Raw genomic sequence first — 22,340 nt, forward strand, 5'->3', positions numbered from 1 at the left:
GCATGCGCCGCAGGCGCGAGTCTCGAGGCCTGAACGGCGAGACTTCGGGGGCCTCGACCCCGCGCGCGCCAGCGCGCCAAAAACACAGCACCTTCGCGAGCAAGTCTTGGTTTCACGTGTTCGCGAGCATGCCCACTGCCCGACTTGTGCGAGCCCGCCCGCTCAGCAACCACAGGGCCGCACCCGGGACAGGGGCACCCCCGGGCCACTCGGCCGAAGCAACACGGCCCGGGATTCGCCCACTGAGGGGGCGGATCCCGGGCCGTGTGAGTCTCGGCGTCTACTTCGAGACGGCGACGTCCAGGTTGTGGATGCCCGGGCCGTCGGGACGGAGTTCGGCTGTGCCGTTGCCCGCCGAAGAGAGCGCGCGCAGCGTCCAGGTGCCCGGCGCCGCGAAGAAACGGAAGTCACCGGTGCCCGAGGCGACGACCTCGGCGGTGAAATCCCCGTTGCCGTCCAACAGTCGCACGAATGCGCCCGCCACCGGCTCACCGTCGGTGGCGAGAACCCGGCCGGTGATGACCGTTTCCTTCTCCACATCGACCCCGGCCGGGATGGCCTGGCCCTGGGTAGGTGCTGCACACATTGTGGTTATTCTCCCAACTCGATAGGGGCGCCGACGAGCGAGCCGTATTCGGTCCAGCTGCCATCGTAGTTCTTGACGTTCTGGTGTCCGAGCAGCTCCTGCAGCACGAACCAGGTGTGCGAGGAGCGCTCGCCGATACGGCAGTAGGCGATGGTCTCCTTGTTGCCGTCCAGGCCGGCCTCACCGTAGATCTCGGTGAGCTCGGCGTCGGAGCGGAAGGTGCCGTCCTCGTTCGCGGCCTTGCTCCACGGCACATTGATCGCGCCGGGGATGTGGCCGGGCCGCTGGCTCTGTTCCTGCGGCAGGTGCGCGGGGGCCAGGATCTTGCCCGAGAACTCGTCGGGGGAACGCACGTCGACGAGATTCTTGGTGCCGATGGCCGCGATGACCTCGTCACGGAACGCGCGGATGGTGTTGTCCGGCTCGCCGGCCTTGTACTGGGTGGCCGGACGGCTGACGGCGTCGCTGGACAGCGGGCGCCCGTCGAGCTCCCACTTCTTGCGGCCACCGTCGAGCAGTTTGACGTCGTTGTGGCCGTACAGCTTGAAGTACCAGTAGGCGTAGGCGGCGAACCAGTTGTTGTTGCCGCCGTACAGGATCACCTGGTCGTCGTTCGCGATTCCGCGCTCGGAGAGCAGCGCGGAGAACTGCTCCTGGTTCACGAAGTCGCGCCGAACCTGATCCTGCAGGTCCTTCTTCCAGTCGAGCCGCACGGCGCCCTCGATGTGGCCGCCTTCGTAGGCGGTGGTGTCCTCGTCGACCTCGACGAAGACCACGCCGGGGGTGTTGAGGTTCTCTTCGGCCCAGTCGACGGAGACCAGGACATCGGAGCGAGCCATGTTTTCCCTTTCAGTGGTGACAGCGGATTGCAGTTCAGTTCGATGCGGGGGACGGGGGAGCCGGGCGCAGCCGGGTGACCAGCGGATACAGCTTGCAGCCGAGGCAGATCCCGAACGCGGCGTTCAGGAAGGCCGCGAACAGCGCGAACCCGGCGAATACCGCGCCCACGACGGTGCTGCCGAACAGGAAGCCCAACAGGCTCACCGCGGCGAACACGAAACCGAGCAGCTGGGCGAATCGTAGCGGTGCGGTCGGTTCGGTTTCGCCGACCGGGCTCAGGCGCGGCGCGACGAATCGCGCGTAGATCACGCCGTACGGGTGCCGGCGCGGCCCGAGCCCGGCGCCGAGCGCGAACACCAGCGCCTGCAGGGCGACCAGCACTGTGGCAGCCACGGGGGCGAACGCGGCGAGCAGCAGGATGAAGACCAGAACCCCGGTGGTCACCCAGGCTACGAAGCGGGGGCCGCGCACATCGACACGGTTCGCGGCTGTGGTGGTAGTGGACATGAAGGAAACTCCTGCGCTCGAACTTTTCGGCGGAATCGGCCGGTTCTCCGGGGGATGAGATCGCTCGCGCGGAAGAACCGTGGTCGGCGTCAGGAAATCGAGACCCGACCGCTCAGCGGCACAGGCAGCAACAACCACCGAGGCGGCACAGATCGACTGTGCGGCGACGGGTGAGCATCAGCTCGCGGTGGTTTTGCACACCGGGCAGTCTACCCAATCCCGGCGGATCCCGAGCGGGTAGGGGGTGACCGGCTGGTCAGGGGGCCTTACGCGGCCGCGCGGTAGGCCCGTTCCGACACCGGAGCGACCGAGCCGAGGAGACCGATATCGCCGTCGATCCCGGTCGGCAACTCATGGCAGACGAAGCGCGACCACTCCCACACCCTGGACGCGTTGCTGCGGCCCGGACCACGACTGTGTGTCGGGAAGAGGCAGCGACGGGACGCGTGGAGCAGCCTCGCGTACAGCGGCAGCGGCCCTCGCTCAAAGGGGTCGACAGTGCTGTCGGGCAATTCCGGCGTCGAGCAGGTACTGCGGCTCGCCCCAGCGGATGAGTCGCACGGTCGAGCGCCCTTGACGCCTTCTTCTCGCTATCCCCGGGTGTTCCACATCCGTGGCCGGGGTCATGAGGGCCCCGACAGCCCCGCCGAAGGCGGGGCAGAAAGAACAGCTCAGCCTGCGGCCGATCCTGCCGTGAGGGGGGTCAGCGCGCTGCGCAGGTCGCTGGTTTTGGGGACACCGGAGATCCGGAACCGTTCCCGGCCTTCGGCATCGAATACGAAGGTGGTCGGCAGCGACAATACGTTGAGGGCGCGGGCCAGTGCCGGGTCGGTGTCGATATCGATTTCGATATCGCGCGGTGGCTGGGGTGAATCGGCCAGGTCGCGGGTGGCGTCGGCGACGACTCGGCGGACGGCCGCGCACGGTCCGCACCAGTCGGCGGAGAAATGCAGTACCGCCGGGCCTGCTCCGGTCACACCGGCGGCGACGAGGAGGTCGTCACGTGTGCCGGAGTCGCGGTCCAGTGTGACCGTGGCGGTTCGTAGCGCGCCTTCGCGCCGGCGCAGATACAGGCCGACAGCCAGCCCGGCCAGCAGCATTACCGCCAGAATGGTGATCTCGATCATGGGCGCCGCAATCTGTTCAAATCGATCGTCACATCTCTACCCCGGCCCTCGACCACGATATGGCCGCCCAGGGCGGTGACCTCGGTGGGTCGGATTCCGAAAGGCAGTTCTTTCGTATCGATGGTACGGGTGAACATCGCCAGCATCGCCGGGACGTCGGCCTCGTCGACCACCGGTTGTGACGGGACCGGTGAGATCTCCTCCGAGTACAGGCCGGTGGCCACGATTCGCACTTGGTCGCCGTCGAGCAGTAGGTCGGCTGCGACGCTGACCCGTTCGCCGGCGAAGCTCGCTCCCTGCTGTCCGCTCGGCGCCGACGGCAGCGTGCCGGTCAGCACCAGTGCGCCCGCCGTGGTCATTCCGGAGCCGCCCGAACCGCCGGTGCCGTCGGATTTGTCCGCCGGCCGGGAATGGACCTCCAGGTCGGGGATTCCGAACAGGCGGCCGAGTTCGGTCGGCGCGACCCGCATCCGCACGTCCACCTGTTCCACCGGCACGTTGCGCACTCGCCCGTCGACCAGGTCGCTCAGTGGGAGGTCCATTCCCAGCAGGGTGGCCTCCAGTCCGATCTCGCCCGGGATATCCGGCCGGACGCTGTCGGCCTTGATCTCGATGTTGTCGTAGCGGCCGTCGAGTGCCTGCCGCAGGAACGGGAAGCCGTGGAAGGTGACTTCCGGGTCGGCACTGAGGTCGGCGCCCACCTTCAGCGATCGGGAGACGCGGTACTCCGAATATGCGGCCGCACCGAAATCGACGACCACTGCCAGCCCTGCCAGGCACAGCAGTCCGATGATCAGCTTCCGCATGGCATGCACCCTAGTGGACGCATGCCGCGGCCCTTCCCGGGTCTGTGCGCGACAACGACCGGCTCCGGAGTCACCCGGCGATCGATCGTGTGCGACCGGCCGCCCGTCTCGGCCGCGGTGGTCGCGATCGTGCTCGGTACCACCGGACCCGCCGCAGCCGGAGAGAGCCGGGTCTCACCCGACATGTCACCGGGCCTCGCCCGGTGAGTCCCAGAATTCCACGGTCGTCACCGCGAAACGGAGCTTCACCCACGCCACCATTGGTGACTCTCCCCGGAGCCCGGAGCCAGTCCGACCAGGCCCCACCGATCGCTCGGCGCTTACAGTGAACATGCTCACCCGACCCGGCCGACATGGCAGAAGTGCTCATCCGTCCTCTTCCGGATGGTCCACCTCAATGGTCGGGGCCCGCCCCGGTTCTGGAGCGACGGAGCGGGGGAGCGAAGCGGAGGAGCGCAGGAGTGAAGAACCGGGGTCACGAGGGCCCCGACCCGCGGCGCCGAAGGCGACGCAAATAAACACAGCTCGACGCGCTAATCTTGCAGCGAACTTGTGGATGAGCAACGTGGCGACGGCGACGAAGCTGGCTTTCGCGTAGCTACGAGATGGGAGGAGTGCTTGTGGAGCTGCTCCTGCTGACTTCCGACCCCGACCCCGATTCGGTTCTGCCCTCGCTGTCGCTGCTCGCGCACAATGTGCGACCCGCGCCGACCGAGGTGGCGTCGTTGCTCGAGGCGGGTACCGCGGATATCGCGTTGGTGGACGCACGTACGGATCTGGCGGCGGCCCGTGGGCTGTGCCGGCTGCTCGGCAGTACGGGGTCCTCGGTTCCCGTGGTGGCCGTGCTCACCGAGGGTGGTCTGGTCGCGGTGAACGCCGACTGGGGTCTCGACGATATTCTGCTGCCCAGCACCGGTCCGGCGGAGCTGGACGCCCGTTTGCGCCTGCTGGTCGGCCGTACCGGCGGTTCGGCCAGTCCGGAGAATTCCGGGAAGATCACGCTCGGTGAGCTGGTGATCGACGAGGGCACTTACACCGCGCGGCTGCGTGGCCGGCCGCTCGATCTGACCTACAAGGAATTCGAGCTGCTGAAGTACCTCGCCCAGCATGCCGGCCGGGTTTTCACTCGTGCGCAGCTGCTGCAGGAGGTGTGGGGTTACGACTTCTTCGGCGGTACCCGGACCGTCGATGTGCACGTCCGGCGTCTGCGCGCGAAGCTGGGCAGCGAATACGAATCGCTGATCGGTACCGTCCGCAATGTCGGGTACAAGGCTGTGCGTCCGGCCCGTTCGTCGAACAAGAACGATCCGGATGCCCGCTCGGCCAATGGTGACAAGGGCGAGGCCGACGAGGATTCGATGGCACCGGTCAACGGCACCGTCCAGTGAGCCCGGCCGATATGGGCGGGTTCGAACTGCGGTGGTTCGAGCTGCTGTCGTCCGATCACGCGGACCGGGTGAGCGCTCTGCTCGCCGCTGCCACTGCCGCCGACGGTGTGGCGCCGGTATCCGAACAGGCTGTCCTGGGCCTGCGCCGGGAGAGCTCGTCGCGCCATCTGCTGGCTCTGCTGGGGGACGAGGTCGCCGGTTACGTGAGCTCGACTCCCGCGCACGGCGAGCATCCCGCCATGGCGGAGGCCGCGGTGGCGCCGGAGTGGCGCGGCCGCGGTATCGGGCGTGATCTGGTGGCGGCCGCTCTCGCTGCCGGTGGGCCGGGAGCGCGCATCTGGGCGCACGGGAAGCTGCCTGCTGCCGAAGCGGTGGCCCGGCGATCCGGTTTGGCTGCCGTGCGCGAGCTCTGGCAGATGCGGCGAGCCCTGGCAACCCCGGAGCTACCGGAAGTCGAGGTGCCCGCCGATATCGAGGTCCGGACCTATGCCGGTCCGGCCGACGATTCCGAGCTCCTGCGAGTCAACAACGCGGCCTTCGATTGGCATCCTGAACAGGGCGGCTGGTCCGGCAGTGAGCTGGCGGCGCGCCGCGCCGAATCGTGGTTCGATCCCGCCGGCCTGTTCCTGGCCTTCGATGCCCGGCAGCCGCAACGGTTGCTCGGATTCCACTGGACCAAGGTTCATTACGACGAGAACCCGCCGGCGGGTGAGGTGTACGTCGTCGGTATCGATCCGGCGGCTCAGGGCCGCGGACTCGGCCGGCTGCTCACGCTGATCGGACTGCACCATCTGCGGGCCGCCGGCCTGGGCGAGGTCCTGCTGTACACCGAGGCCGACAATACGGCGGCGGTGCGCACCTATCGGGGACTGGGATTCGCTCCGGCGCATATCGATATCGCCTACTCGCTGCCCGGCTGAGATGTCCGGGCTCGCGGCGATGAACGCCCGGTGCCCGGCGCTCGTTTTCCGTGGTCGGATGCGGCGTTCCGGTATGTATGGAGTAACAACGCGGCAAACATCACACATATCGGACCTGTTGGCGCCGCCCTGTTCACCTTCCGTTCACTTGCCCTGGTCCAGTTGTCCACCGACGCGCCCTACTTTGATTCTGGGCGGCGGTAGGTCGCCTGGTGTGCGAGTTCCCCGCGAACGGCCGCACCACCACACGCGCCCGGGCCGGTGAGGGACCGGGCGAGTAGGACGTATCCGGAGGACTGGAGTGAAGTTCAAGCGCAGCAGCGCCCTCGTCGGTGTGATCGCGGCCGTGACTCTGCCGCTTGCCGCCTGTGGCAGCGACGACAATGCGTCCGCGACCGGTGTCGAGGCCAACGCCGACGTCACCTGCGGTGGCAAGGAAGCCCTCAAGGCTAGTGGTTCGTCGGCGCAGAAGAACGCGGTGGAGCGTTTCACCGCCGCCTTCGAGACCAACTGCGACGGCCAGACCCTCAACTACACCTCCAGCGGCTCCGGTGCCGGTGTCAAGGAATTCCTCGGCGGCCAGACCGATTTCGCCGGTAGCGACTCCCCGCTGAGCGAGAAGAAGGGTGAGCCCGCCGCCGCCGAGCAGCGTTGCGCTTCCCCCGCGTGGAACCTGCCGACCGTGTTCGGCCCGATCGCCATCACCTACAACATCGACGGCGTCACCGACCTCGCGCTCGACGGCCCGACCCTGGCCGAGATCTTCAACGGCACCATCAAGACCTGGGACGCGCCCGAGATCAAAGCGCTCAACGAGGGCAAGCAGCTGCCCGCCGAGCCGATCAAGGTCGTCTACCGGTCCGACGAGTCCGGCACCACCGACAACTTCCAGCTCTACCTGGATGCCGCTTCCGAAGGTGCCTGGGGCAAGGGTGCGGGCAAGGTCTTCAACGGCGGTGTCGGTGAGGGTACCCAGGGCAACGAGGGCACTTCGGCCGCGGTCAAGACCACCAAGAACGCCATCTCCTACAACGAGTGGTCGTTCGCCAAATCGCAGAACCTGTCGGTGACCCGGATCGTCACCTCCGCCGGTCCCGAGCCGGTCGAGCTGAACTCCGAGACCGCCGCCAAGGCGATCAACGGTGTGAAGATCAAGGGCGAGGGCAACGATCTGGTGCTCGACACCTCGTCGTTCTACAAGCCGACCGAGAGCGGCGCCTACCCGATCATCCTGCCGACCTATGAGATCGTGTGTTCGAAGTACGCCGACGGGGCGACCGCGACCGCAGTCAAGGCATTCCTGACCTCCGCCGTCACCAACGGCCAGGACGGTCTGGCGGACAACGGTTACGTGCCGATCCCGGCGGAGTTCAAGACCAAGCTGACCACGGCGATCGACGCCATCTCCTGATAGCGCGAATATGACAGTCAACCCAGAGGTGGCCGCCGCCGACTCGTCAGCAGTGACGAGTCGGCGGGAGGCCGGAGACACTGCACCCATGTCGAGCGACCCCAAGAAAACGCCGTCGCGCAACAACAGTGGCGGTAACAGCCGGCGAGCCGAACTGATCTTCAAATCGCTGGCGACCACCGCGGCCGCGGTCATCGTGGCGTCGATCGCGCTGATCGCGCTGTTCCTGCTGATCCGCGCGGTGCCTTCGCTCCGGGCTGACGAGGTGAACTTCTTCACCAGTGCGGAGTTCAACACCGGCGATGCGGACAATCTCCGTTTCGGTATCCGTGACCTGTTCATGGTGACGGTGTTGAGCTCCGCGTTCGCGCTGGTAATCGCGGTGCCGATCGGTGTCGGCATCGCCTTGTTCCTCACCCGCTATGCACCGAAGCGGCTCGCCCGCCCGTTCTCCATGCTCACCGATCTGCTGGCCGCGGTGCCCTCGATCGTGTACGGCCTCTGGGGTCTGCTGGTGCTGGCGGAGTATCTGAAACCGGTGCAGGAGTTCCTCAACGAGAATCTCGGCTGGTTCTTCCTGTTCTCCGACGGCAATGTGTCGATCGACGGTGGCGGAACGATCTTCACCGCCGGTGTGGTGCTGGCGGTGATGATCCTGCCGATCATCACTTCGGTATCGCGTGAGGTCTTCGCGCTGACGCCGCTGGCGCATATCGAAGCCGCTCAGGCGCTCGGTGCGACCAAATGGGAGGTCGTGCGGATGACCGTCCTGCCCTACGGCCGCAGCGGTGTGATCGCCGGTTCGATGCTCGGGCTGGGCCGTGCGCTCGGTGAGACCATCGCCGTTCTGCTCATCCTGAAGATCTCGTCGAGCCCCGGGACCTGGTCGCTGTTCGACGGCGGGTTCACCTTCGCCTCCAAGATCGCCTCGGCGGCCGCCGAGTTCAGCGCACCGCTGCCGACCGGCGCCTATATCGCGGCGGGCTTCGTGCTCTTCGCGCTGACCTTCGTCGTCAACGCGCTGGCCCGGCTCGCGGCAGGCGGAAAGGTGAACGGCTGATGACCACCACGACCACGCTCGACAAGCCGATCAAGGCGCCGACCTTCCGTGACGTCAGCGCGGCCCGCAAGATCAAGAACAACCTCGCCACCGGCGTATTCGCGCTCTGCTTCCTCATCGCCCTCATCCCGCTGGGCTGGGTGCTGTGGATGGTGGTCAGCAACGGTATCGGCGTCATCCTGTCGCTCGACTGGTGGCAGAACTCGCAGAAGGGCATCCTGCCGGACCAGACCGGCGGTGGTGTGTACCACGCCATCTACGGCACTATCGTGCAGTCGGCGGTGGCCGCGGTCATCGCGGTACCGCTGGGCATCATGGCGGCGGTCTACCTGATCGAGTACGGCACCGGCCGGTTCGCCAAGGTGACCACTTTCATGGTCGATATCCTGGCCGGCGTTCCCTCGATCGTCGCCGCCCTGTTCATCTTCGCGCTGTGGATCGCGACCCTGGGTTTCCCGCAGAGCTCGTTCGCGGTGGCGCTCGCGCTGGTGCTGCTCATGCTGCCGGTGGTGGTGCGCAATACCGAGGAGATGCTCAAACTCGTCCCGGACGAGCTGCGTGAGGCCTCGTACGCGCTCGGCATCCCGAAGTGGAAGACGATCGTGAAGATCGTCATCCCGACCGCCCTGCCCGGCATGATCTCCGGGATCCTGCTCGCGCTGGCGCGCGTGATGGGGGAGACGGCGCCGGTGCTGGTACTCGTCGGGTACAGCAAGGCGATCAATATGAACATCTTCGACGGCAATATGGCCTCGTTGCCGCTGCTGATCTTCCAGGAACTCAAGAGCGCCGAGGACGCGGGCCGGCAGCGGGTGTGGGGCGCCGCGCTGACCCTGATCCTCATGATCGCGGTGCTCTACCTGGCGGCCGCGGCTGTCAACAAACTCCTCACGCGGAACCGATAAGGGCGGAAACGGAATAACTGATGGCCAAGCGGATCGACATCAAAGACCTGAACATCTTCTACGGCAAGTTCCACGCCGTCGCCGATGTCTCGCTCAACGTCTTGCCGCGCAGTGTGACCGCCTTCATCGGCCCGTCCGGTTGCGGTAAGTCCACTGTGCTGCGGTCGCTGAACCGGATGCACGAGGTGACCCCGAACGCCAGTGTTTCGGGCGCGGTCATGCTCGACGGTGAGGACATCTACGCCTCGCAGGTGGATCCGGTCGGGGTGCGCCGCACCATCGGAATGGTGTTCCAGCGGCCGAACCCGTTTCCCACCATGTCCATTCGCGACAATGTGGTGGCCGGTCTCAAGCTCCAGGGTGTGCGCAACAAGGGGGAGCTCGACGAGGTCGCCGAACGCTCGCTGCGCGGCGCGAACCTGTGGAACGAGGTGAAGGATCGCCTGGACAAGCCCGGTGGCGGTCTGTCCGGCGGTCAGCAGCAGCGGCTGTGCATCGCGCGGGCCATCGCGGTGTCTCCGGATGTCCTGCTGATGGACGAGCCCTGTTCGGCGCTGGACCCGATCTCCACGCTGGCGATCGAGGACCTGATCACCGAACTGAAGAAGGAATACACGATCGTCATCGTCACCCACAATATGCAGCAGGCGGCACGGGTGAGCGATAAGACCGGTTTCTTCAACCTCGAGGCCCAGGGCAAGCCGGGCCGGCTGGTCGAGATCGACGATACCGAGAAGATCTTCTCCAACCCCGGCGAGAAGGCCACCGAGGACTACATCTCCGGCCGTTTCGGCTGAGCCACCGGCGGCATCGACGACGAGAAGCCCGCGGGAACCCTTCCCGCGGGCTTCTCTGTCTGCGTCGTACCGGCCGGAACCCCCGTGTCGCCACCGAACCCGTGGCTGCCGCGCCTTGCCCGCCTCATATGGATCGATTCGAGTTGTTGTTTCTTGCAACATGATTCGATATCCTGTGTGAGGCAGGGGGGAGAAAATAATGGCACGACCTCTGCGAAATCTGTTCGAGTGAAAGAGGATTCGTGATGATAGTTCGACTTTTCACCAGTGGATTGCTCGGTGTGGCCACGATCTTGGGTGCGACGTTGCTGGCCCCGCAGGCCGCGGCTGTGCCGACGGACCCGTGCAATGAGTCCACCGTCGGCAATACTCGCACCGAGGGCACGACGAAGTGGATTTGCTACTCACACGGCCAGGGCCGGTACGAATGGATCGTGGTCCAATAAGTTATACCGGATTCGGTCGAAATCCACGCTGTCGACAACTGATAATTTGTCGGCATGTAACCCGACTCCAGTGATCGGTCCCGCCCGATATCATGCGGGTTTGAGCGATCTCCGCAACGCCCAGAGATTCCGAGTGTTGCGGAGATCGTGGTTTCTGTCGAAATCGACGATACCGAGAATATCTTTCCCGACCCGGGCGAGAAGACCACCGAGGATTACATCTACGGCCGATTCGGCTGATCACATGTCGGAGAGAGGCCCGCACCTACAGGTGCGGGCCTCTCTCCGACCGGTCTGGAGTACCTACTGATTCCAGACGCTGTTCTCGAACTTCCAGTCCGAGCAGCCCTGCCCGTCCACGCACAGTCTCAGGCCGACCTGCAGGATACGGGCCGGTCCTTCGGCGAAGATCTGGTCGTGTGCGGGCTTGTCGCTACCGAAATTGATCGTCCGATTGCCGCCGTCCTTCATGCCGAAGGTCGCCTGGGCCTCGAAACTGCAGTGGGCATCGGTATTGTCGTTGCGGCCCGTTTTCACGTACCACTGGATGCCGTATCCGTCCATCGGCACACCACCCAGATGCACCACATCCGCAGACCAGACACAGCTGCCGAGTTCCTGGGTGACGACCGGGGTGGCCGCCGCGGTACCGGTGGTTCCCATGACCAGCGCGGTGGCGGAGGCGGCGACGGCGAGACCGGACAGGACGGATTTCGCTGACTTACGCATTACATTTCCTTCTGGGGTTCATCGGTTCGAATATGCCGAACCCGCTGCTGCGGCGTCCGGCGATCGAGATTCGTCTGCCTTGTAAAAGGCAGAGGGCAAAGGCAGAGGGCATCGGGCCACCGAGGCCCGATGCCTCGTGGTTGTGTTTTCCGGTATTTCGAACGACTACGGCATTTCCGCGGCAGCCGGGATTCTCATCGGTGCGATTCCCGCGTCAAGGGAGCATCGGTCGACAATTTTCCTTCCTCGAACGGCTGCACTCCGATTTCTCGGACCGCCCCCGCGGGCCATACGAAGCCGTCCTTGTCGAAATTTCTCGCTGACATAGGTTTTGACGGGGCGCCCGGACCTTCGGTTCCACCGATCCCGATGAATTTTTCCGATCCCGCTCACCGGACACAAAAAGGCGGGACCGGTGAACCGGTCCCGCCTTTGCGTAACGTTTCGAGCGGTCGAATCAGGACTCCGTGTCCTCGTCGGCGGGCAGTACACCGGTCACCAGGAAGATCACCCGGCGGCCGATCTCGACCGCGTGATCGGCGAAACGCTCGTAGTAGCGGCCCAGCAGCGTCACATCGACGGCCGCCGCCACCCCGTACTTCCATTCCCGGTCCATCAGCAGGGTGAACAGGTGGCGATGCAGATCGTCCATCGCCTCGTCGTCCTGGTTCAGCTGGGCCGCGCGCTCGGGATCACGGGTATCCAGCACCTCTTGGGCCCCGTTGCCCATACTGACCGCGATCCGGCCCATCTCGGCGAAATAGCCGTTCACCGCCTCGGGCAGGGCGTGGTTGGGATGCCGGCGCCGAGCCACCTTGGCCACATGCAGAGCCAGGGTGCCCATCCGGTTCACGTCGTTGACGATCTGGATCGCGCTGACCACCTGCCGTAGGTCACCCGCGACCGGGGCCTGCAGGGCCAGCAGCGCGAACGACTTCTCCTCGGCGTCGGCGATCATCTCGGCGATCCGGTCGCCCTCACCGATCACCTGCTCGGCAAGAGGAAGGTCGGCCTGGAGCAGCGCTTGCGTGGCACGATCCATGGCCGAACCGGCGATACCGGCCATCTCGCCCAACAGGTGGGCGAGGTCGGCCATTTGCTCGTTGTAGATGACACGCATGGAAAAGACAGTAGTTGGCGCTGCTGACCAAGTCACCAAACAAGCGGTGAATGGGTGGTGCCGAACGCTCGACTCGCTGCTCGTGGCCGCGATGGGTGAGGTGCGCCCGAGCGACGGCGGTCGGACTCGGCAATGACCGGCAACGACAGGTGGGCCGGCCGGGGGCTGGGTTACGCGGCGCAAGGGTCGTCGGCGGCGTTCACATGCTCGAGGTCGCTCGGGAGTTCCGCCGGAGCGGTGCTCGTGGCGGGAACATCGGTGATCAAGCTCCCGACCGGTGTGGGTTCGTTCACCGTCTGCTGGAAGTCCTCACCCAGAACCAGTTCGACAATGCTGTCCAGCGACTCGTCGAGCTCCATGGTGGCGCCGGGAACAGCGCTCGCGACCGTGGCCGCTTCGGCTTCGTGGCCCGGGGAGTAGCGGACTTTGGTCTCGGTCGAATTGCCCTCGGTGTAGTTGTCGGTGTTGTAGATGTTGAAGCCGACATTGGACAGCTGGCTGGCTGTCGTCCGAGCCAGGCCGGCGATACCCGATCCGTTGGCTACCAGCAGTGACAGGGTGCTCGGATCGACCGCGGTGAGCGACGGCGGCACCGGAGCCTCCGATGTCGGGGGCGGCGCGGGAGCCGTCTTCTCACCCGGCAAGGGCTGATCGTTGCGAATGGCCTGGAAGATCGCCTGGATATCGGCGGTCCGCGGGATCTCGTTGCCGTAGGAGTTCGTCCCCGCGGTGGGCACGGTCAGGAAGGTGACCGCTCCCGATTCCAGATCCTGCAGGGAGCGGCCGAGCATGAGCAGATCGTTGGGGACCACCCCGTCGACGAAGGTGGCGTCTTTGAACGCCTGGATGAACCCGTTGAGCCTGCCCGGATCCAGGAGCATCTTGCCCGCCAGCGCTCCGCGCAACAGTGACGCGAGGAACTTCTGCTGCCGGTTGATCCGGTCGTAATCACTGCGCTCTTCACCGTAGACATGGCGGGCGCGAACATAGTTCAACGCGGTTTTACCGTCGATGCGATGGCGGCCGGCCTCCGGGATGACAGTGCCGAGCACACCGTCCTCGAGCGGTTCGGAGACACACACCTCGACGCCGTCGACCTTGTCCACCATCTGCTCGAAACCGGCGAAATCGATCCCGATGAAATGGTTGATATTGCTGCCGGTGAGCCGCTGAATGGTGGTGAGCAGGCAACGAGGGCCCCCCACGGCGTATACCGAGTTGAGTTTGGCGCCCATGGCCGAGTCGTAGACATCTTCGGTATAGCTGTTCTTCTCGTTGTCGAACCCCTGGCACTCGGGCTGGGTGACATCGAGGTCCCGGGGGAAGGACATGACCACCACACGCGACCGGTCCTTGGGGATGTGCACCAGCATCGTCGTGTCGGCCCGGGCGCCTTCGGCGTCTTCCACGGTGCCCGCGCCCACATCGCCGTTGGCACCCGCGCGCGTATCGGTGCCCACGATCAGATAGTTCTCGTCACCGAGCTGAGCTTGGGCATCGATGACGTCGTCCTCGTTCTCGGCGAGGGCGGATACCTGATTGAAGCTGTTGCCCGTGGCGCGCAGATAGCTCCAGCCGCCGCCGGTGATCAGCAGCGCCAGAACGGAGAAGAAGGCCACCGAGGCACGGCCCGCGATCCGCATACGCCTGTTGCGCCGACTTTCGGGGGTCTTGCGCCGCTTCGGCTTACCGATGGTTTCCGGGCCGGCCGGGCCGGAGGTCGGCCAACCGGCGGTATCGGTCCGGCCGCTTATCCGGGTATCGCTCTCGTCGAGCGGATCGAGTACATCGGTAACCGATTCCGGGGTCTCGGCGGCCATTGCCGCGGCCGCTTTCGCGGATTTGTTCCGCCGGAGTGTGCCGGATGGTTGCCGGGAGCGTTTCGGTGCCGCTTCGCTAACCGGTCGCGGGCCGTTTCGGGCCGGGTCGGGTTGCTGTGGAACGACCGTCGTCGGATCACCGGCCTCGGCCGGCGGCGCGGCGGGTCGCTGTCCGGTCGGGGGGCGCTTCGACGGGTCGGGTGCGGCCTTCGCGGGCGGCGGTACCGCGGCCCGGTTGCCGGTCGGTGGACGGGACGCGTTCGGCCCGGGTGGCATCTCGCCGGGCCGCCCGGGCGGGCGTACCGGCCCGGGCTGATCCGGGCCGGGACGTTGTGGGGGAGCGGGCTGCTGGTTGCGGGCAGCGGGTGGCTGCGGCCGGTCGGGACGCCGCGGCGGTGGTCCCGCGGGCCGGCCGTCGGCCGGCTGTGCCGCCGGTGTCGAGCCGGTGGGTGGGCGGCCCGGTGCGGGGGCAGCGGGCCGTTGCGGTGGGGCGGGCGGCCGGTTGGTCCGTGCGGCGGGCGGCGGCCCGTCGGGGCCCGGTTGGTCCGGGCGCGGACGCTGCTCGGCGCGAGGCCGTGGTCCCGGGCTCGGCGGACGTTGTGCGCGTTCCGGCGGCGGGCCGTCCGGTGCTCCGTGCCGGGGCGCGTCGCCCTCACGACGCCGGACGGTCCGCTCGCTGTCCACCCGGTCGACCAGATCCTGAACCGTCAGCGGCCCGGGGTTGGCGGGCGGCTCCGGCTGTCGCGGCCGACGGGACTCTCTCGCGCCGTCCATTTCGGGGGACTCTCCCGTGGGATACCGCTCCCACGGTGCGCGACCTCCGGGCCGTGGTGATCGCCCGTGCCGATCGTCACCCACCAATGAACCTCGCTTTTCCGCATCTCGCTGCCGACACAGCCGTGCTCGAAAGGCTGCTCGGGATTCCGCAATGATAACGATTTCGCCACTGAGAGCCACTCGGACATTACGAGAGGGCAGCAAAAGCGGTAAATGCTGGAAAGTTGCCCGCAGTTATGTTTGCACGTGCATACATCCGTTTACCGGCGTGGCGTCCCGGCGTGTCGAATTATTCGTTCGCCATTCGATCAGCCCCCGCTGTGCATCACATCGGCCGCCGCCGGGACGGTCCCGTCCTCCGGATCGTCCAGCCAGCCGTGCGGGAGCGCGACCTTGCCCGGTGAGCCCTGCCGGCCCCGCGGGCCCTCGGCGTCCTGTGGGAACGGGACGGTGGGATCGAGCTGGGCAATGAGCGTGCCGAGTTCGGCCAGCGAGGACACGGTCGCGAAACTCCGCCGCAGATCGGCGCCCAGCGGGAAGCCCATGAAATACCAGGCCATATGTTTGCGCAGGTCGCGCATGCCCTTGTCCTCGCCGTGGTGTTCGGCGAGCAGTCCCGCGTGGCGGGCCAGGATCGCGCCCACTTCGCCGAGGGTGGGGGGTACCGGCGCGGGCTCACCCTTCAGGGCGGCGCTCAGTTCGCCGAACAACCAGGGCCGGCCCAGGCAACCGCGCCCCACCACGACTCCGTCGCAGCCGGTCTGCGCCATCATCGCGACGCCGTCGGCGGCGCTGAAGATATCGCCGTTGCCGAGCACCGGAATCGTGGTGACCGCCTCTTTCAGACGGGCGATGGCCGACCAGTCGGCAGTTCCGGAGTAACGCTGGGCCGCGGTCCGGGCGTGCAGCGACACCGCGGCCGCGCCCTCGCTCTCCGCGATGCGGCCGGTGTCGAGATAGGTCTGATGATCGTCGTCGATCCCGATCCGGAACTTCATGGTCACCGGGACCCCGGCCGGTTCGGCGGCCCGGACCATCTCCCGGACGATCCGGGCGAACAGATTCCGCTTGTAAGGAAGAGCGGCGCCACCGCCGAGCCGCGTGACCTTGGGCACGGGGCAGCCGAGGTTCATATCGATATGGTCGGCCCAGCCTTCACCGACGACGATGCGGACCGCTTCTCCCAGAGTGGCCGGATCCACACCGTAGAGCTGCATCGACCGCGGGGATTCCCCCGCGTCGAACGACATCATGTGCAACGTTTTCTCGTTGCGTTCCACCACCGCGCGGGCGGTGATCATCTCGCAGACGTAGATCGCGGTCGGGCTGCCGAACTCCCGGCAGAGTTTGCGGAACGCGAGGTTGGTGATCCCGGCCATCGGGGCGAGGACAACCGGCGGGTCGACCGGATAGGGGCCGATCCGCAAACGTGTCTCCTGCTCCAGCTGTGTTTGCACAGTGCTCTATCCTCCCTCGGATATCGTGCCCGGTCACTATCGGGTACCTCACCGCCGCAGGTCGCGACCGTGTTCGTACTCGTCACCTGCGCGGCCGCCCTGCCCGGGCCGTGCCGCCGCTGCCTCCGGGGCAGTTGCCGGTCCGGTCCGGACCGGACGCTAGCCTCGTGTGCGCCGGACCTGCCGGCCGCCCGATTTCCGCTGGATACAGATCCGGGGCGCCTCGCCCCGGATCGGGAGCAATCGAAAGAGGACGACATCACCATGGCCGAGAACACCGACGACGCCGTTCGCGAGCCGGACGGGACCGCCGAAGCCGGCGCTCCGGTCCCGACCTCCGCGGAAACGACGCCGGCCGAATCCCGCCCGGGCACCGTCTCGATCCGGGTATCCAGTCTGGTCCGGGGCGCTGTCGTCGCCGTGCTCGCGCTGGCGGCGATCGTATTCGCGGTCCTGTATTTCACGGCGCGTGGTGAGCTGGCCGACCGCGACGAACAGGCCGCCGCCGAGAGCCACGCCGAACAGCTGGCCACCGACTACGCTGTCGGCGCGGCGAGTGTGAACTTCGAGGACCTCGACGCCTGGATCGCCGCGTTGAAGAAGAACACCAGCCCGCAGCTGTCCGGCAAGTTCGACGACACCGCCCCGAAACTGGAACAGATCCTGGTACCGCTGCGGTGGACCTCGACGGCCACGCCCATTACGGCGAAGGTGATGTCCGATCAGGACGGGGTCTACAAGGTGAACGTCTTCGTGAACGTGACCTCGACCAATGCCCAGAATCCGGATGGTACGCAGACTACGGTGACCTACACGGTGACGGTCGACGAGAACGCGGGCTGGCAGATCACGGACGTGGGCGGCGTGGACGGGGCTCTGCCGGTGAAATGAGCTTCCACGTGCCGGGAACCGTAGCCGCAGACCGGATTTGCTCGCGGTCGTTCATCGCAGCGCTGTCGACGGATACGAACGAGACCGCCGGTGATCCGGCGGTCTCGTGTCGTACGGAGTGATCCGGCGCTCAGCTGTTGACCGTGGCGAATGCCTTCTCGCGTTTCGCGGCTTCGCGGGCGAGCATCTTGTCGCGCTGTTCTTCGAACTTGACGACGTCCTTGGACAGCTTGTCCAGGAAATTGCCGAGCCGTTCGCGGGTCGCCTCACCGCGCGCGGTGAAGTCGGTGCGGCCGAAGATATCCCATTTCTTCAGGACCGGCTGGACGACCTCTTCGAGATGCTGACGCAGGTCGTAGATGCCGTGCTTGGCCATCAGCACACCGTTGCGCCGGAAATTCGGCATACCGGCGCCCGGCATCTGGAAATTCTCCAGAATCAGGGTGATGGCATCCAGCGCCTGGTCCGGGCACAGGTCGAGGGCCGCACCGCACATATTGCGATAGAAGATCATGTGCAGGTTCTCGTCGGCCGCGATGCGCTGGAGCATCCGGTCGGCGATCGCGTCGTCACACACCTTGCCGGTGTTGCGGTGCGATACCCGGGTGGCCAGTTCCTGGAAGGTCACGTAGGCCACCGAATGCAGAAAGCCTGCGTCGGCCTCGGTGGGCGAAGCGAAGCCGTTGGTCATATGGACCATGCGTGCCTGCTCCAGCGCCACCGGATCGACGCCGCGAGTGACCACGAGGTAGTCGCGGATCGCGATGCCGTGCCGGTTCTCCTCGGCGGTCCACCGACCGACCCAGGTTCCCCAGGCGCCGTCCTGCGAGAAGTTCTCCGCGATTTCGCGGTGGTAGGAGGGCAGATTGTCCTCCGTCAGCAGGTTGGTGATCATGGCCGCCTTGGCGACCTCGTTGAGCTTGGATTGGTCGGGGTCCCAGTCCTGTCCGCCGAGCGCGGCGAAGTTGCGACCCTCGTCCCACGGGACGTAGTCGTGCGGATGCCACTCTTTTGCCAAGGAGAGGTGCCGGTTGACGTTCTGCTCGGCAACCGTCTCCAACTCCGTGAGCAGCTCGAGTTGAGTCAGATCCCTTGCCATGTAATCAAGCCCTTCATATGTTGCGTTCGTGCGGGTCACCTGATGTGGACCGTTGCCGATGCGGCCCTACCTTACGGCACCGTAGGTGTGATGCGAAACGCATCGGACCGAGAAAGATGCACGTTGACGCAGGTGTCCCTCGCACGGGGGGTCATAACCGAGTGTATGACCGGATCCGCTGTCATGGGCCTATCGCTGCGTGTCCCGATTGCGTTAGCGGCCGTGGGAAATGGCACACCGACGGGGTCCGGTGTCATGTCCTCCCGGAGTTACCGCGCTGATCAGCCTGCTCTGCCGACCTTCCCGTCGATGGGAAGGTCGGCCGGGCGGCCCCGGGGTGAGACCACGGCTCTCGGCCCGGGTCACAGCGCGGCCGGGACGAGGCTGGGCGAACTCACAGGAGGCCGGGAGCGGGCCCGGGAGAATAGGGAGAGAACCGAGGACCCGGAAAACAGTCGGGTGCCCGGCCGGCGGCCGGGCACCCGTTGTGCCCCCACCAGGGCTCGAACCTGGGACCTGCGGATTAAAAGTCCGTAGCTCTACCAACTGAGCTATAGGGGCGCGGGCGCAAGTGTAATGGGCGAGTCCGGGATTCTCGTAATCGGGCGGCTGTGCTGGTGCTTTCCGTCACCCCGGCGGCCGTGGCCCCTGGTCATCGGCCGGAAGTCGGCCCGAGTGCCGATGCGGGTAGAGCGGAGGTCGGGCCGGTTCGGGCTCGCCCGGCGGGCCGAAACCATACCCCTGGGTTCTGTATCACGGTACCTGCGGCATTGTTGATACAACGGGTAGCACGATACGATCCAAATATGTTGGATACCAATGCCTTTGGATCGGTAAAGGCAGATTTCTCGCAGGTACGGGGTCCGCGGGCTCGGCTCGCGGAGTGTTGCGGGCCCGCCGGCCTGCGCGAGGGCGGCAGGTATCGACAGGCCGGGACGGTCGGCTGAGTGCTGGCCCGGGGTTCGGCCGGATGATCGAACATCCTGCGTTACGGGAGGATTCGCTCGGCCGCGCAGTTTCCCCGAACCTTGTCGTGTCCGCTGAATCCGCGTGCCGAAATGGTAGCCCGCTGCATCGGTTTACCGCATGCCGGTACGAGATTCCGAGTACCGTTACGAATCGGCGAATTCGGAGTGTCACTCGGGTCGACGCTGCGGGAGGCGGATGGGGGACCAGGTACAGCGCAACGGAATGCCCGGATGCGCACCCCCTGCGGCGCACCCGGGCCAATGAATTATACCAGCCGGTGTGTTTCCGCTGCGGGCTGGGTTTCGTACCAAAGGTTCGGTACAGGTCAATAAACCGACCGCAGGTCGGCAAACAACAGGATAAGTTCGCGACGCCCGTCCGCTGGTCGAAGGCGGAGGAACGGTCGCGAGTATTCCGCGGGTGGAAATCCCGGGGATTGCACAAGGCTTCGGAGGCGTTTCGAGCATGGCACGGCAGCAAGAGCGGGCCCGTCGGACACGGGCAGCAATTATCCGGTCCGCCGCCGTTGAGTTCGGGAAGAGCGGCTATGCCGCGGCTTCGCTCAACCGCATTTTGGAGGGATCCCGGGCGACCAAGGGCGCCATGTACTTCCATTTCGATTCGAAGGAAGATCTGGCGCGGGCCGTACTCGATTCGGCGATCGAGCGGTACACCATCACCATCGATCGCTGGCTGGTCCGTGCGGATCTGGGCGCGCTCGATATTCTGCACGGAGTCATCGACGAGCTGGCGCTGCGGCTCGAGCACGACATAATCGTGCAGGCCGAATTCCGGCTCGTCATCGATCCCGGCTTCCATCGTCAGGGCCACGGCGGTTGCCTGATGCTCTCCGCGAGCATCCGTGATCTGACCGTCGGAGCGGTCGAGCAGGGACAGTTGCGTCCCGATACCGACCCCGATCGATTCACCCGTACCCTCGCCGGCGCGCTGATCGGCCAGCGCTATATGGCCGACGCCCACGGTGGCGACCCGGACCTGCGCACCCGGTTCCGGGACTCGCTGGAGATGCTGGTGCGGGCCAGTTGCACTCAGGCTTGGGCCGAGGAGTTCGGACGTTCGGGATGGCGGGCGAGCGCGCGACTGGAAGAGCTGGGTTCGCCCGGTTGACCAGCAGATTTGGGAATTGTGTGCACCCTGTCATAAGCTATGCGAGCTCCCAACGGACAGCCGTTGAAAGCCGGTCCGGAGAAATCCGGGACGAGCCCCCTTCGTCTAGCGGCCTAGGACGCCGCCCTTTCAAGGCGGTAGCGCGGGTTCGAATCCCGTAGGGGGTACCACCTATGTGAGTAGGTGGCACACAGCAAGGCCCTGTGGCGCAGTTGGTTAGCGCGCCGCCCTGTCACGGCGGAGGTCGCGGGTTCGAGTCCCGTCAGGGTCGCCAGTGGATGCCGGAGCAATCCGGCTTCCATCGGATGGCATTCGTTCCGGGTGCCTGCGGCCAGGTAGCTCAGTTGGTACGAGCGTTCGCCTGAAAAGCGAAAGGTCGCCGGTTCGATCCCGGCCCTGGCCACAATCGACCCCCTGATCACCGATCGGGGGGTTTCTGCTGTTTCGGACCCCGTTCGGGTGGAATGCTGTGATCATGGCGGAACGGTGGTACTACTGCTTGAAGCATCAGCGCGCCGAGCGCGGGCGTCAATGTTGGTTCCGGGATCGGATGGGACCCTACCCGGATCAGGCCACAGCCGAACGCGCGCTCGAGATCGTGCATCAGCGCAATGCCACGCAGGATGCGGCGGACCGGACCTGGCGCGAGGGCGATCGACCGCCGGAAAACCCCTGACGACCCCGTCCTGTGACGCTATGACCGGTGCGCTGCATCCCCTGGCGGGCGGTTGGGCTACCGTTCACGGGTAATACGTAGCGACGCCCGCGGCCTGCTTCACCGGCTGCGAGGCGAGACCAGGTGAGCAGGGAGGGCGACCCTTGAGGGTTACCGTTGTTGTGCCGACCTACAACGAGCGGGACAATCTGCCGGTAGCGGTGGAGCGGCTGACCGCACTACCCGTGCCCGACCTGCACGTACTGGTAGTCGACGACAATTCCCCGGACGGCACCGGTGAGGTCGCGGACAAGCTGGCCGCCGAGCTGCCGAACGTGGTCTCGGTCCTGCACCGGACCGAGAAGGACGGATTGGGCCGCGCCTACATCGCCGGGATCACCCGTGCGCTGGAGGACGGCGCGGATGTGGTGATCCAGATGGACGCCGATCTTTCCCATCCCGCCGAGGTCGTTCCCGCCATGCTGGAGGAACTGAACCGGCCGGGGACGGGCGTGGTGCTCGGGTCCCGGTATGTGCCCGGCGGCTCCACAGCGGCGGAATGGAAGTGGTACCGCAAGGCGCTGTCGGCGTGGGCCAACTTCTACGTCAATGCCATCCTGCGGCTCGGCATCAAGGACGCCACCGCCGGTTTCAAGGCGTGGCAGGCCGATACGCTGCGCGCCATCGATATCGGCACCATCCGCAGCAACGGCTACTCGTTCCAGGTCGAGATGAACTATCGGGCCAAGAAACAGGGCGTCGAGATCGCCGAGGTACCCATTCGTTTCGAGGAACGAACCCTCGGTGCCTCCAAGATGAGCCTCAAGGTGCAGCTGGAATCGGCGTTGATGCCGTGGAAGCTGCTGCTGGGCCGCGCGCTCTGACCGAAGACCGGTCCGCCG

Annotated in this window: 21 protein-coding genes and 4 tRNA genes; 14 read left to right on the top strand and 11 right to left on the bottom strand. The window is 66.1% G+C overall.

Annotation, left to right across the window (positions count from 1 at the left end):
- Window positions 1–280 precede the first annotated feature (280 nt).
- The 5 genes from ACWCPQ_RS31340 to ACWCPQ_RS31360 all read right to left on the bottom strand — a co-directional run bounded on the left by ACWCPQ_RS31340 (window position 281) and on the right by ACWCPQ_RS31360 (window position 3,866).
- Window positions 281–586: a DUF1416 domain-containing protein gene (locus tag ACWCPQ_RS31340; protein ID WP_030522845.1), complete on the bottom strand. Its 306-nt coding sequence runs from the start codon at window positions 584–586 to the stop codon at window positions 281–283.
- 5 nt (window positions 587–591) lie between these two features.
- Window positions 592–1,425, bottom strand: coding sequence for a sulfurtransferase (locus ACWCPQ_RS31345; RefSeq protein WP_449905622.1), 834 nt, complete (start codon window positions 1,423–1,425; stop codon window positions 592–594).
- A gap of 34 nt (window positions 1,426–1,459) precedes the next feature.
- Window positions 1,460–1,933: a DUF4395 domain-containing protein gene (locus ACWCPQ_RS31350; RefSeq protein ID WP_449905624.1), complete on the bottom strand. Its 474-nt coding sequence runs from the start codon at window positions 1,931–1,933 to the stop codon at window positions 1,460–1,462.
- Window positions 1,934–2,604: 671 nt separating this feature from the next.
- A complete protein-coding gene (locus ACWCPQ_RS31355) occupies window positions 2,605–3,060 on the bottom strand; it encodes a thioredoxin family protein (protein WP_449905626.1) in 456 nt (151 codons plus the stop codon).
- A complete protein-coding gene (locus ACWCPQ_RS31360; protein WP_449905628.1) occupies window positions 3,057–3,866 on the bottom strand; it encodes an LmeA family phospholipid-binding protein in 810 nt (269 codons plus the stop codon). The genes ACWCPQ_RS31355 and ACWCPQ_RS31360 overlap by 4 nt, the downstream gene beginning before the upstream one ends.
- Window positions 3,867–4,486: 620 nt before the next feature.
- Here ACWCPQ_RS31360 and ACWCPQ_RS31365 point away from each other — a divergent pair.
- The 7 genes from ACWCPQ_RS31365 (at window position 4,487) to ACWCPQ_RS31395 (ending at window position 10,793) form a co-directional block, all read left to right on the top strand.
- On the top strand, window positions 4,487–5,254 hold the full coding sequence (locus tag ACWCPQ_RS31365) for a winged helix-turn-helix transcriptional regulator (RefSeq protein WP_449905630.1): 768 nt from the start codon (window positions 4,487–4,489) through the stop codon (window positions 5,252–5,254).
- An 11-nt stretch (window positions 5,255–5,265) separates the two neighbouring features.
- Window positions 5,266–6,174 carry a mycothiol synthase gene (gene mshD / locus ACWCPQ_RS31370; protein ID WP_449905632.1) on the top strand — a complete coding sequence of 303 codons (909 nt, stop codon included), beginning with the start codon at window positions 5,266–5,268 and terminating at the stop codon, window positions 6,172–6,174.
- Between the two features lie 301 nt (window positions 6,175–6,475).
- Entirely contained in the window at window positions 6,476–7,585 is a 1,110-nt protein-coding gene (gene pstS, locus ACWCPQ_RS31375; RefSeq protein ID WP_449905634.1) for a phosphate ABC transporter substrate-binding protein PstS, read from the top strand.
- An 88-nt stretch (window positions 7,586–7,673) separates the two neighbouring features.
- Window positions 7,674–8,645, top strand: coding sequence for a phosphate ABC transporter permease subunit PstC (pstC, locus tag ACWCPQ_RS31380; protein WP_449905636.1), 972 nt, complete (start codon window positions 7,674–7,676; stop codon window positions 8,643–8,645).
- Window positions 8,645–9,550 (top strand): phosphate ABC transporter permease PstA, encoded by a 906-nt coding sequence (pstA, locus tag ACWCPQ_RS31385; protein WP_449905638.1) that lies wholly within the window; start codon window positions 8,645–8,647, stop codon window positions 9,548–9,550. The genes pstC and pstA overlap by 1 nt, the downstream gene beginning before the upstream one ends.
- A gap of 20 nt (window positions 9,551–9,570) precedes the next feature.
- Window positions 9,571–10,347: a phosphate ABC transporter ATP-binding protein PstB gene (gene pstB / locus ACWCPQ_RS31390; protein WP_063125974.1), complete on the top strand. Its 777-nt coding sequence runs from the start codon at window positions 9,571–9,573 to the stop codon at window positions 10,345–10,347.
- A 245-nt stretch (window positions 10,348–10,592) separates the two neighbouring features.
- Window positions 10,593–10,793, top strand: coding sequence for a hypothetical protein (locus tag ACWCPQ_RS31395; protein WP_449905640.1), 201 nt, complete (start codon window positions 10,593–10,595; stop codon window positions 10,791–10,793).
- Between the two features lie 303 nt (window positions 10,794–11,096).
- Here the strand turns inward: ACWCPQ_RS31395 and ACWCPQ_RS31400 are convergent, their stop codons facing one another.
- From ACWCPQ_RS31400 to dusB, 4 genes are all read right to left on the bottom strand, one after another.
- Entirely contained in the window at window positions 11,097–11,522 is a 426-nt protein-coding gene (locus ACWCPQ_RS31400) for a hypothetical protein (protein ID WP_449905642.1), read from the bottom strand.
- Window positions 11,523–11,979: 457 nt separating this feature from the next.
- A complete protein-coding gene (gene phoU / locus ACWCPQ_RS31405; RefSeq protein WP_058852953.1) occupies window positions 11,980–12,642 on the bottom strand; it encodes a phosphate signaling complex protein PhoU in 663 nt (220 codons plus the stop codon).
- Window positions 12,643–12,812: 170 nt separating this feature from the next.
- On the bottom strand, window positions 12,813–15,236 hold the full coding sequence (locus ACWCPQ_RS31410) for an LCP family glycopolymer transferase (RefSeq protein WP_449905645.1): 2,424 nt from the start codon (window positions 15,234–15,236) through the stop codon (window positions 12,813–12,815).
- 311 nt (window positions 15,237–15,547) lie between these two features.
- Window positions 15,548–16,696, bottom strand: coding sequence for a tRNA dihydrouridine synthase DusB (dusB, locus tag ACWCPQ_RS31415; protein ID WP_449905647.1), 1,149 nt, complete (start codon window positions 16,694–16,696; stop codon window positions 15,548–15,550).
- A 264-nt stretch (window positions 16,697–16,960) separates the two neighbouring features.
- Between dusB and ACWCPQ_RS31420 the strand changes: the two genes are divergently transcribed.
- Complete coding sequence (locus ACWCPQ_RS31420) at window positions 16,961–17,587, top strand: hypothetical protein (RefSeq protein ID WP_449905649.1); 627 nt, start codon at window positions 16,961–16,963, stop codon at window positions 17,585–17,587.
- Window positions 17,588–17,717: 130 nt separating this feature from the next.
- Here ACWCPQ_RS31420 and ACWCPQ_RS31425 read toward each other — a convergent pair whose 3' ends face one another.
- The gene (locus ACWCPQ_RS31425; protein WP_449905651.1) at window positions 17,718–18,686 is read right to left on the bottom strand and encodes an acyl-ACP desaturase; all 969 of its coding nucleotides are present in this window, start codon (window positions 18,684–18,686) and stop codon (window positions 17,718–17,720) included.
- A gap of 488 nt (window positions 18,687–19,174) precedes the next feature.
- Window positions 19,175–19,247, bottom strand: a tRNA-Lys gene (locus ACWCPQ_RS31430).
- An 873-nt stretch (window positions 19,248–20,120) separates the two neighbouring features.
- Between ACWCPQ_RS31430 and ACWCPQ_RS31435 the strand changes: the two genes are divergently transcribed.
- The 6 genes from ACWCPQ_RS31435 to ACWCPQ_RS31460 all read left to right on the top strand — a co-directional run bounded on the left by ACWCPQ_RS31435 (window position 20,121) and on the right by ACWCPQ_RS31460 (window position 22,322).
- Window positions 20,121–20,783, top strand: coding sequence for a TetR family transcriptional regulator (locus ACWCPQ_RS31435; RefSeq protein WP_449905653.1), 663 nt, complete (start codon window positions 20,121–20,123; stop codon window positions 20,781–20,783).
- A gap of 94 nt (window positions 20,784–20,877) precedes the next feature.
- Window positions 20,878–20,953, top strand: a tRNA-Glu gene (locus ACWCPQ_RS31440).
- Between the two features lie 27 nt (window positions 20,954–20,980).
- Window positions 20,981–21,057, top strand: a tRNA-Asp gene (locus ACWCPQ_RS31445).
- A 55-nt stretch (window positions 21,058–21,112) separates the two neighbouring features.
- Window positions 21,113–21,186 (top strand) — tRNA-Phe (locus ACWCPQ_RS31450).
- Between the two features lie 147 nt (window positions 21,187–21,333).
- Window positions 21,334–21,459 carry a hypothetical protein gene (locus ACWCPQ_RS31455; RefSeq protein WP_449905655.1) on the top strand — a complete coding sequence of 42 codons (126 nt, stop codon included), beginning with the start codon at window positions 21,334–21,336 and terminating at the stop codon, window positions 21,457–21,459.
- Between the two features lie 143 nt (window positions 21,460–21,602).
- A complete protein-coding gene (locus ACWCPQ_RS31460; RefSeq protein ID WP_449905657.1) occupies window positions 21,603–22,322 on the top strand; it encodes a polyprenol monophosphomannose synthase in 720 nt (239 codons plus the stop codon).
- The last annotated feature ends 18 nt before the right edge of the window (window positions 22,323–22,340 follow it).

The sequence above is a fragment of the Nocardia sp. NPDC001965 genome, from assembly GCF_053594175.1.

Excerpts from the sequence above, each read along its gene's own strand:
- ACWCPQ_RS31340 (WP_030522845.1), bottom strand. The coding sequence starts at position 586 with ATGTGTGCAGCACCTACCCAGGGCCAGGCCATCCCGGCCGGGGTCGAT.
- ACWCPQ_RS31345 (WP_449905622.1), bottom strand. The coding sequence starts at position 1,425 with ATGGCTCGCTCCGATGTCCTGGTCTCCGTCGACTGGGCCGAAGAGAAC.
- ACWCPQ_RS31350 (WP_449905624.1), bottom strand. The coding sequence starts at position 1,933 with ATGTCCACTACCACCACAGCCGCGAACCGTGTCGATGTGCGCGGCCCC.
- ACWCPQ_RS31355 (WP_449905626.1), bottom strand. The coding sequence starts at position 3,060 with ATGATCGAGATCACCATTCTGGCGGTAATGCTGCTGGCCGGGCTGGCT.
- ACWCPQ_RS31360 (WP_449905628.1), bottom strand. The coding sequence starts at position 3,866 with ATGCGGAAGCTGATCATCGGACTGCTGTGCCTGGCAGGGCTGGCAGTG.
- mshD (WP_449905632.1), top strand. The coding sequence starts at position 5,266 with ATGGGCGGGTTCGAACTGCGGTGGTTCGAGCTGCTGTCGTCCGATCAC.
- pstC (WP_449905636.1), top strand. The coding sequence starts at position 7,674 with ATGTCGAGCGACCCCAAGAAAACGCCGTCGCGCAACAACAGTGGCGGT.
- pstA (WP_449905638.1), top strand. The coding sequence starts at position 8,645 with ATGACCACCACGACCACGCTCGACAAGCCGATCAAGGCGCCGACCTTC.
- pstB (WP_063125974.1), top strand. The coding sequence starts at position 9,571 with ATGGCCAAGCGGATCGACATCAAAGACCTGAACATCTTCTACGGCAAG.
- ACWCPQ_RS31395 (WP_449905640.1), top strand. The coding sequence starts at position 10,593 with ATGATAGTTCGACTTTTCACCAGTGGATTGCTCGGTGTGGCCACGATC.
- ACWCPQ_RS31400 (WP_449905642.1), bottom strand. The coding sequence starts at position 11,522 with ATGCGTAAGTCAGCGAAATCCGTCCTGTCCGGTCTCGCCGTCGCCGCC.
- phoU (WP_058852953.1), bottom strand. The coding sequence starts at position 12,642 with ATGCGTGTCATCTACAACGAGCAAATGGCCGACCTCGCCCACCTGTTG.
- ACWCPQ_RS31410 (WP_449905645.1), bottom strand. The coding sequence starts at position 15,236 with ATGGACGGCGCGAGAGAGTCCCGTCGGCCGCGACAGCCGGAGCCGCCC.
- ACWCPQ_RS31420 (WP_449905649.1), top strand. The coding sequence starts at position 16,961 with ATGGCCGAGAACACCGACGACGCCGTTCGCGAGCCGGACGGGACCGCC.
- ACWCPQ_RS31425 (WP_449905651.1), bottom strand. The coding sequence starts at position 18,686 with ATGGCAAGGGATCTGACTCAACTCGAGCTGCTCACGGAGTTGGAGACG.
- ACWCPQ_RS31435 (WP_449905653.1), top strand. The coding sequence starts at position 20,121 with ATGGCACGGCAGCAAGAGCGGGCCCGTCGGACACGGGCAGCAATTATC.
- ACWCPQ_RS31455 (WP_449905655.1), top strand. The coding sequence starts at position 21,334 with ATGGGACCCTACCCGGATCAGGCCACAGCCGAACGCGCGCTCGAGATC.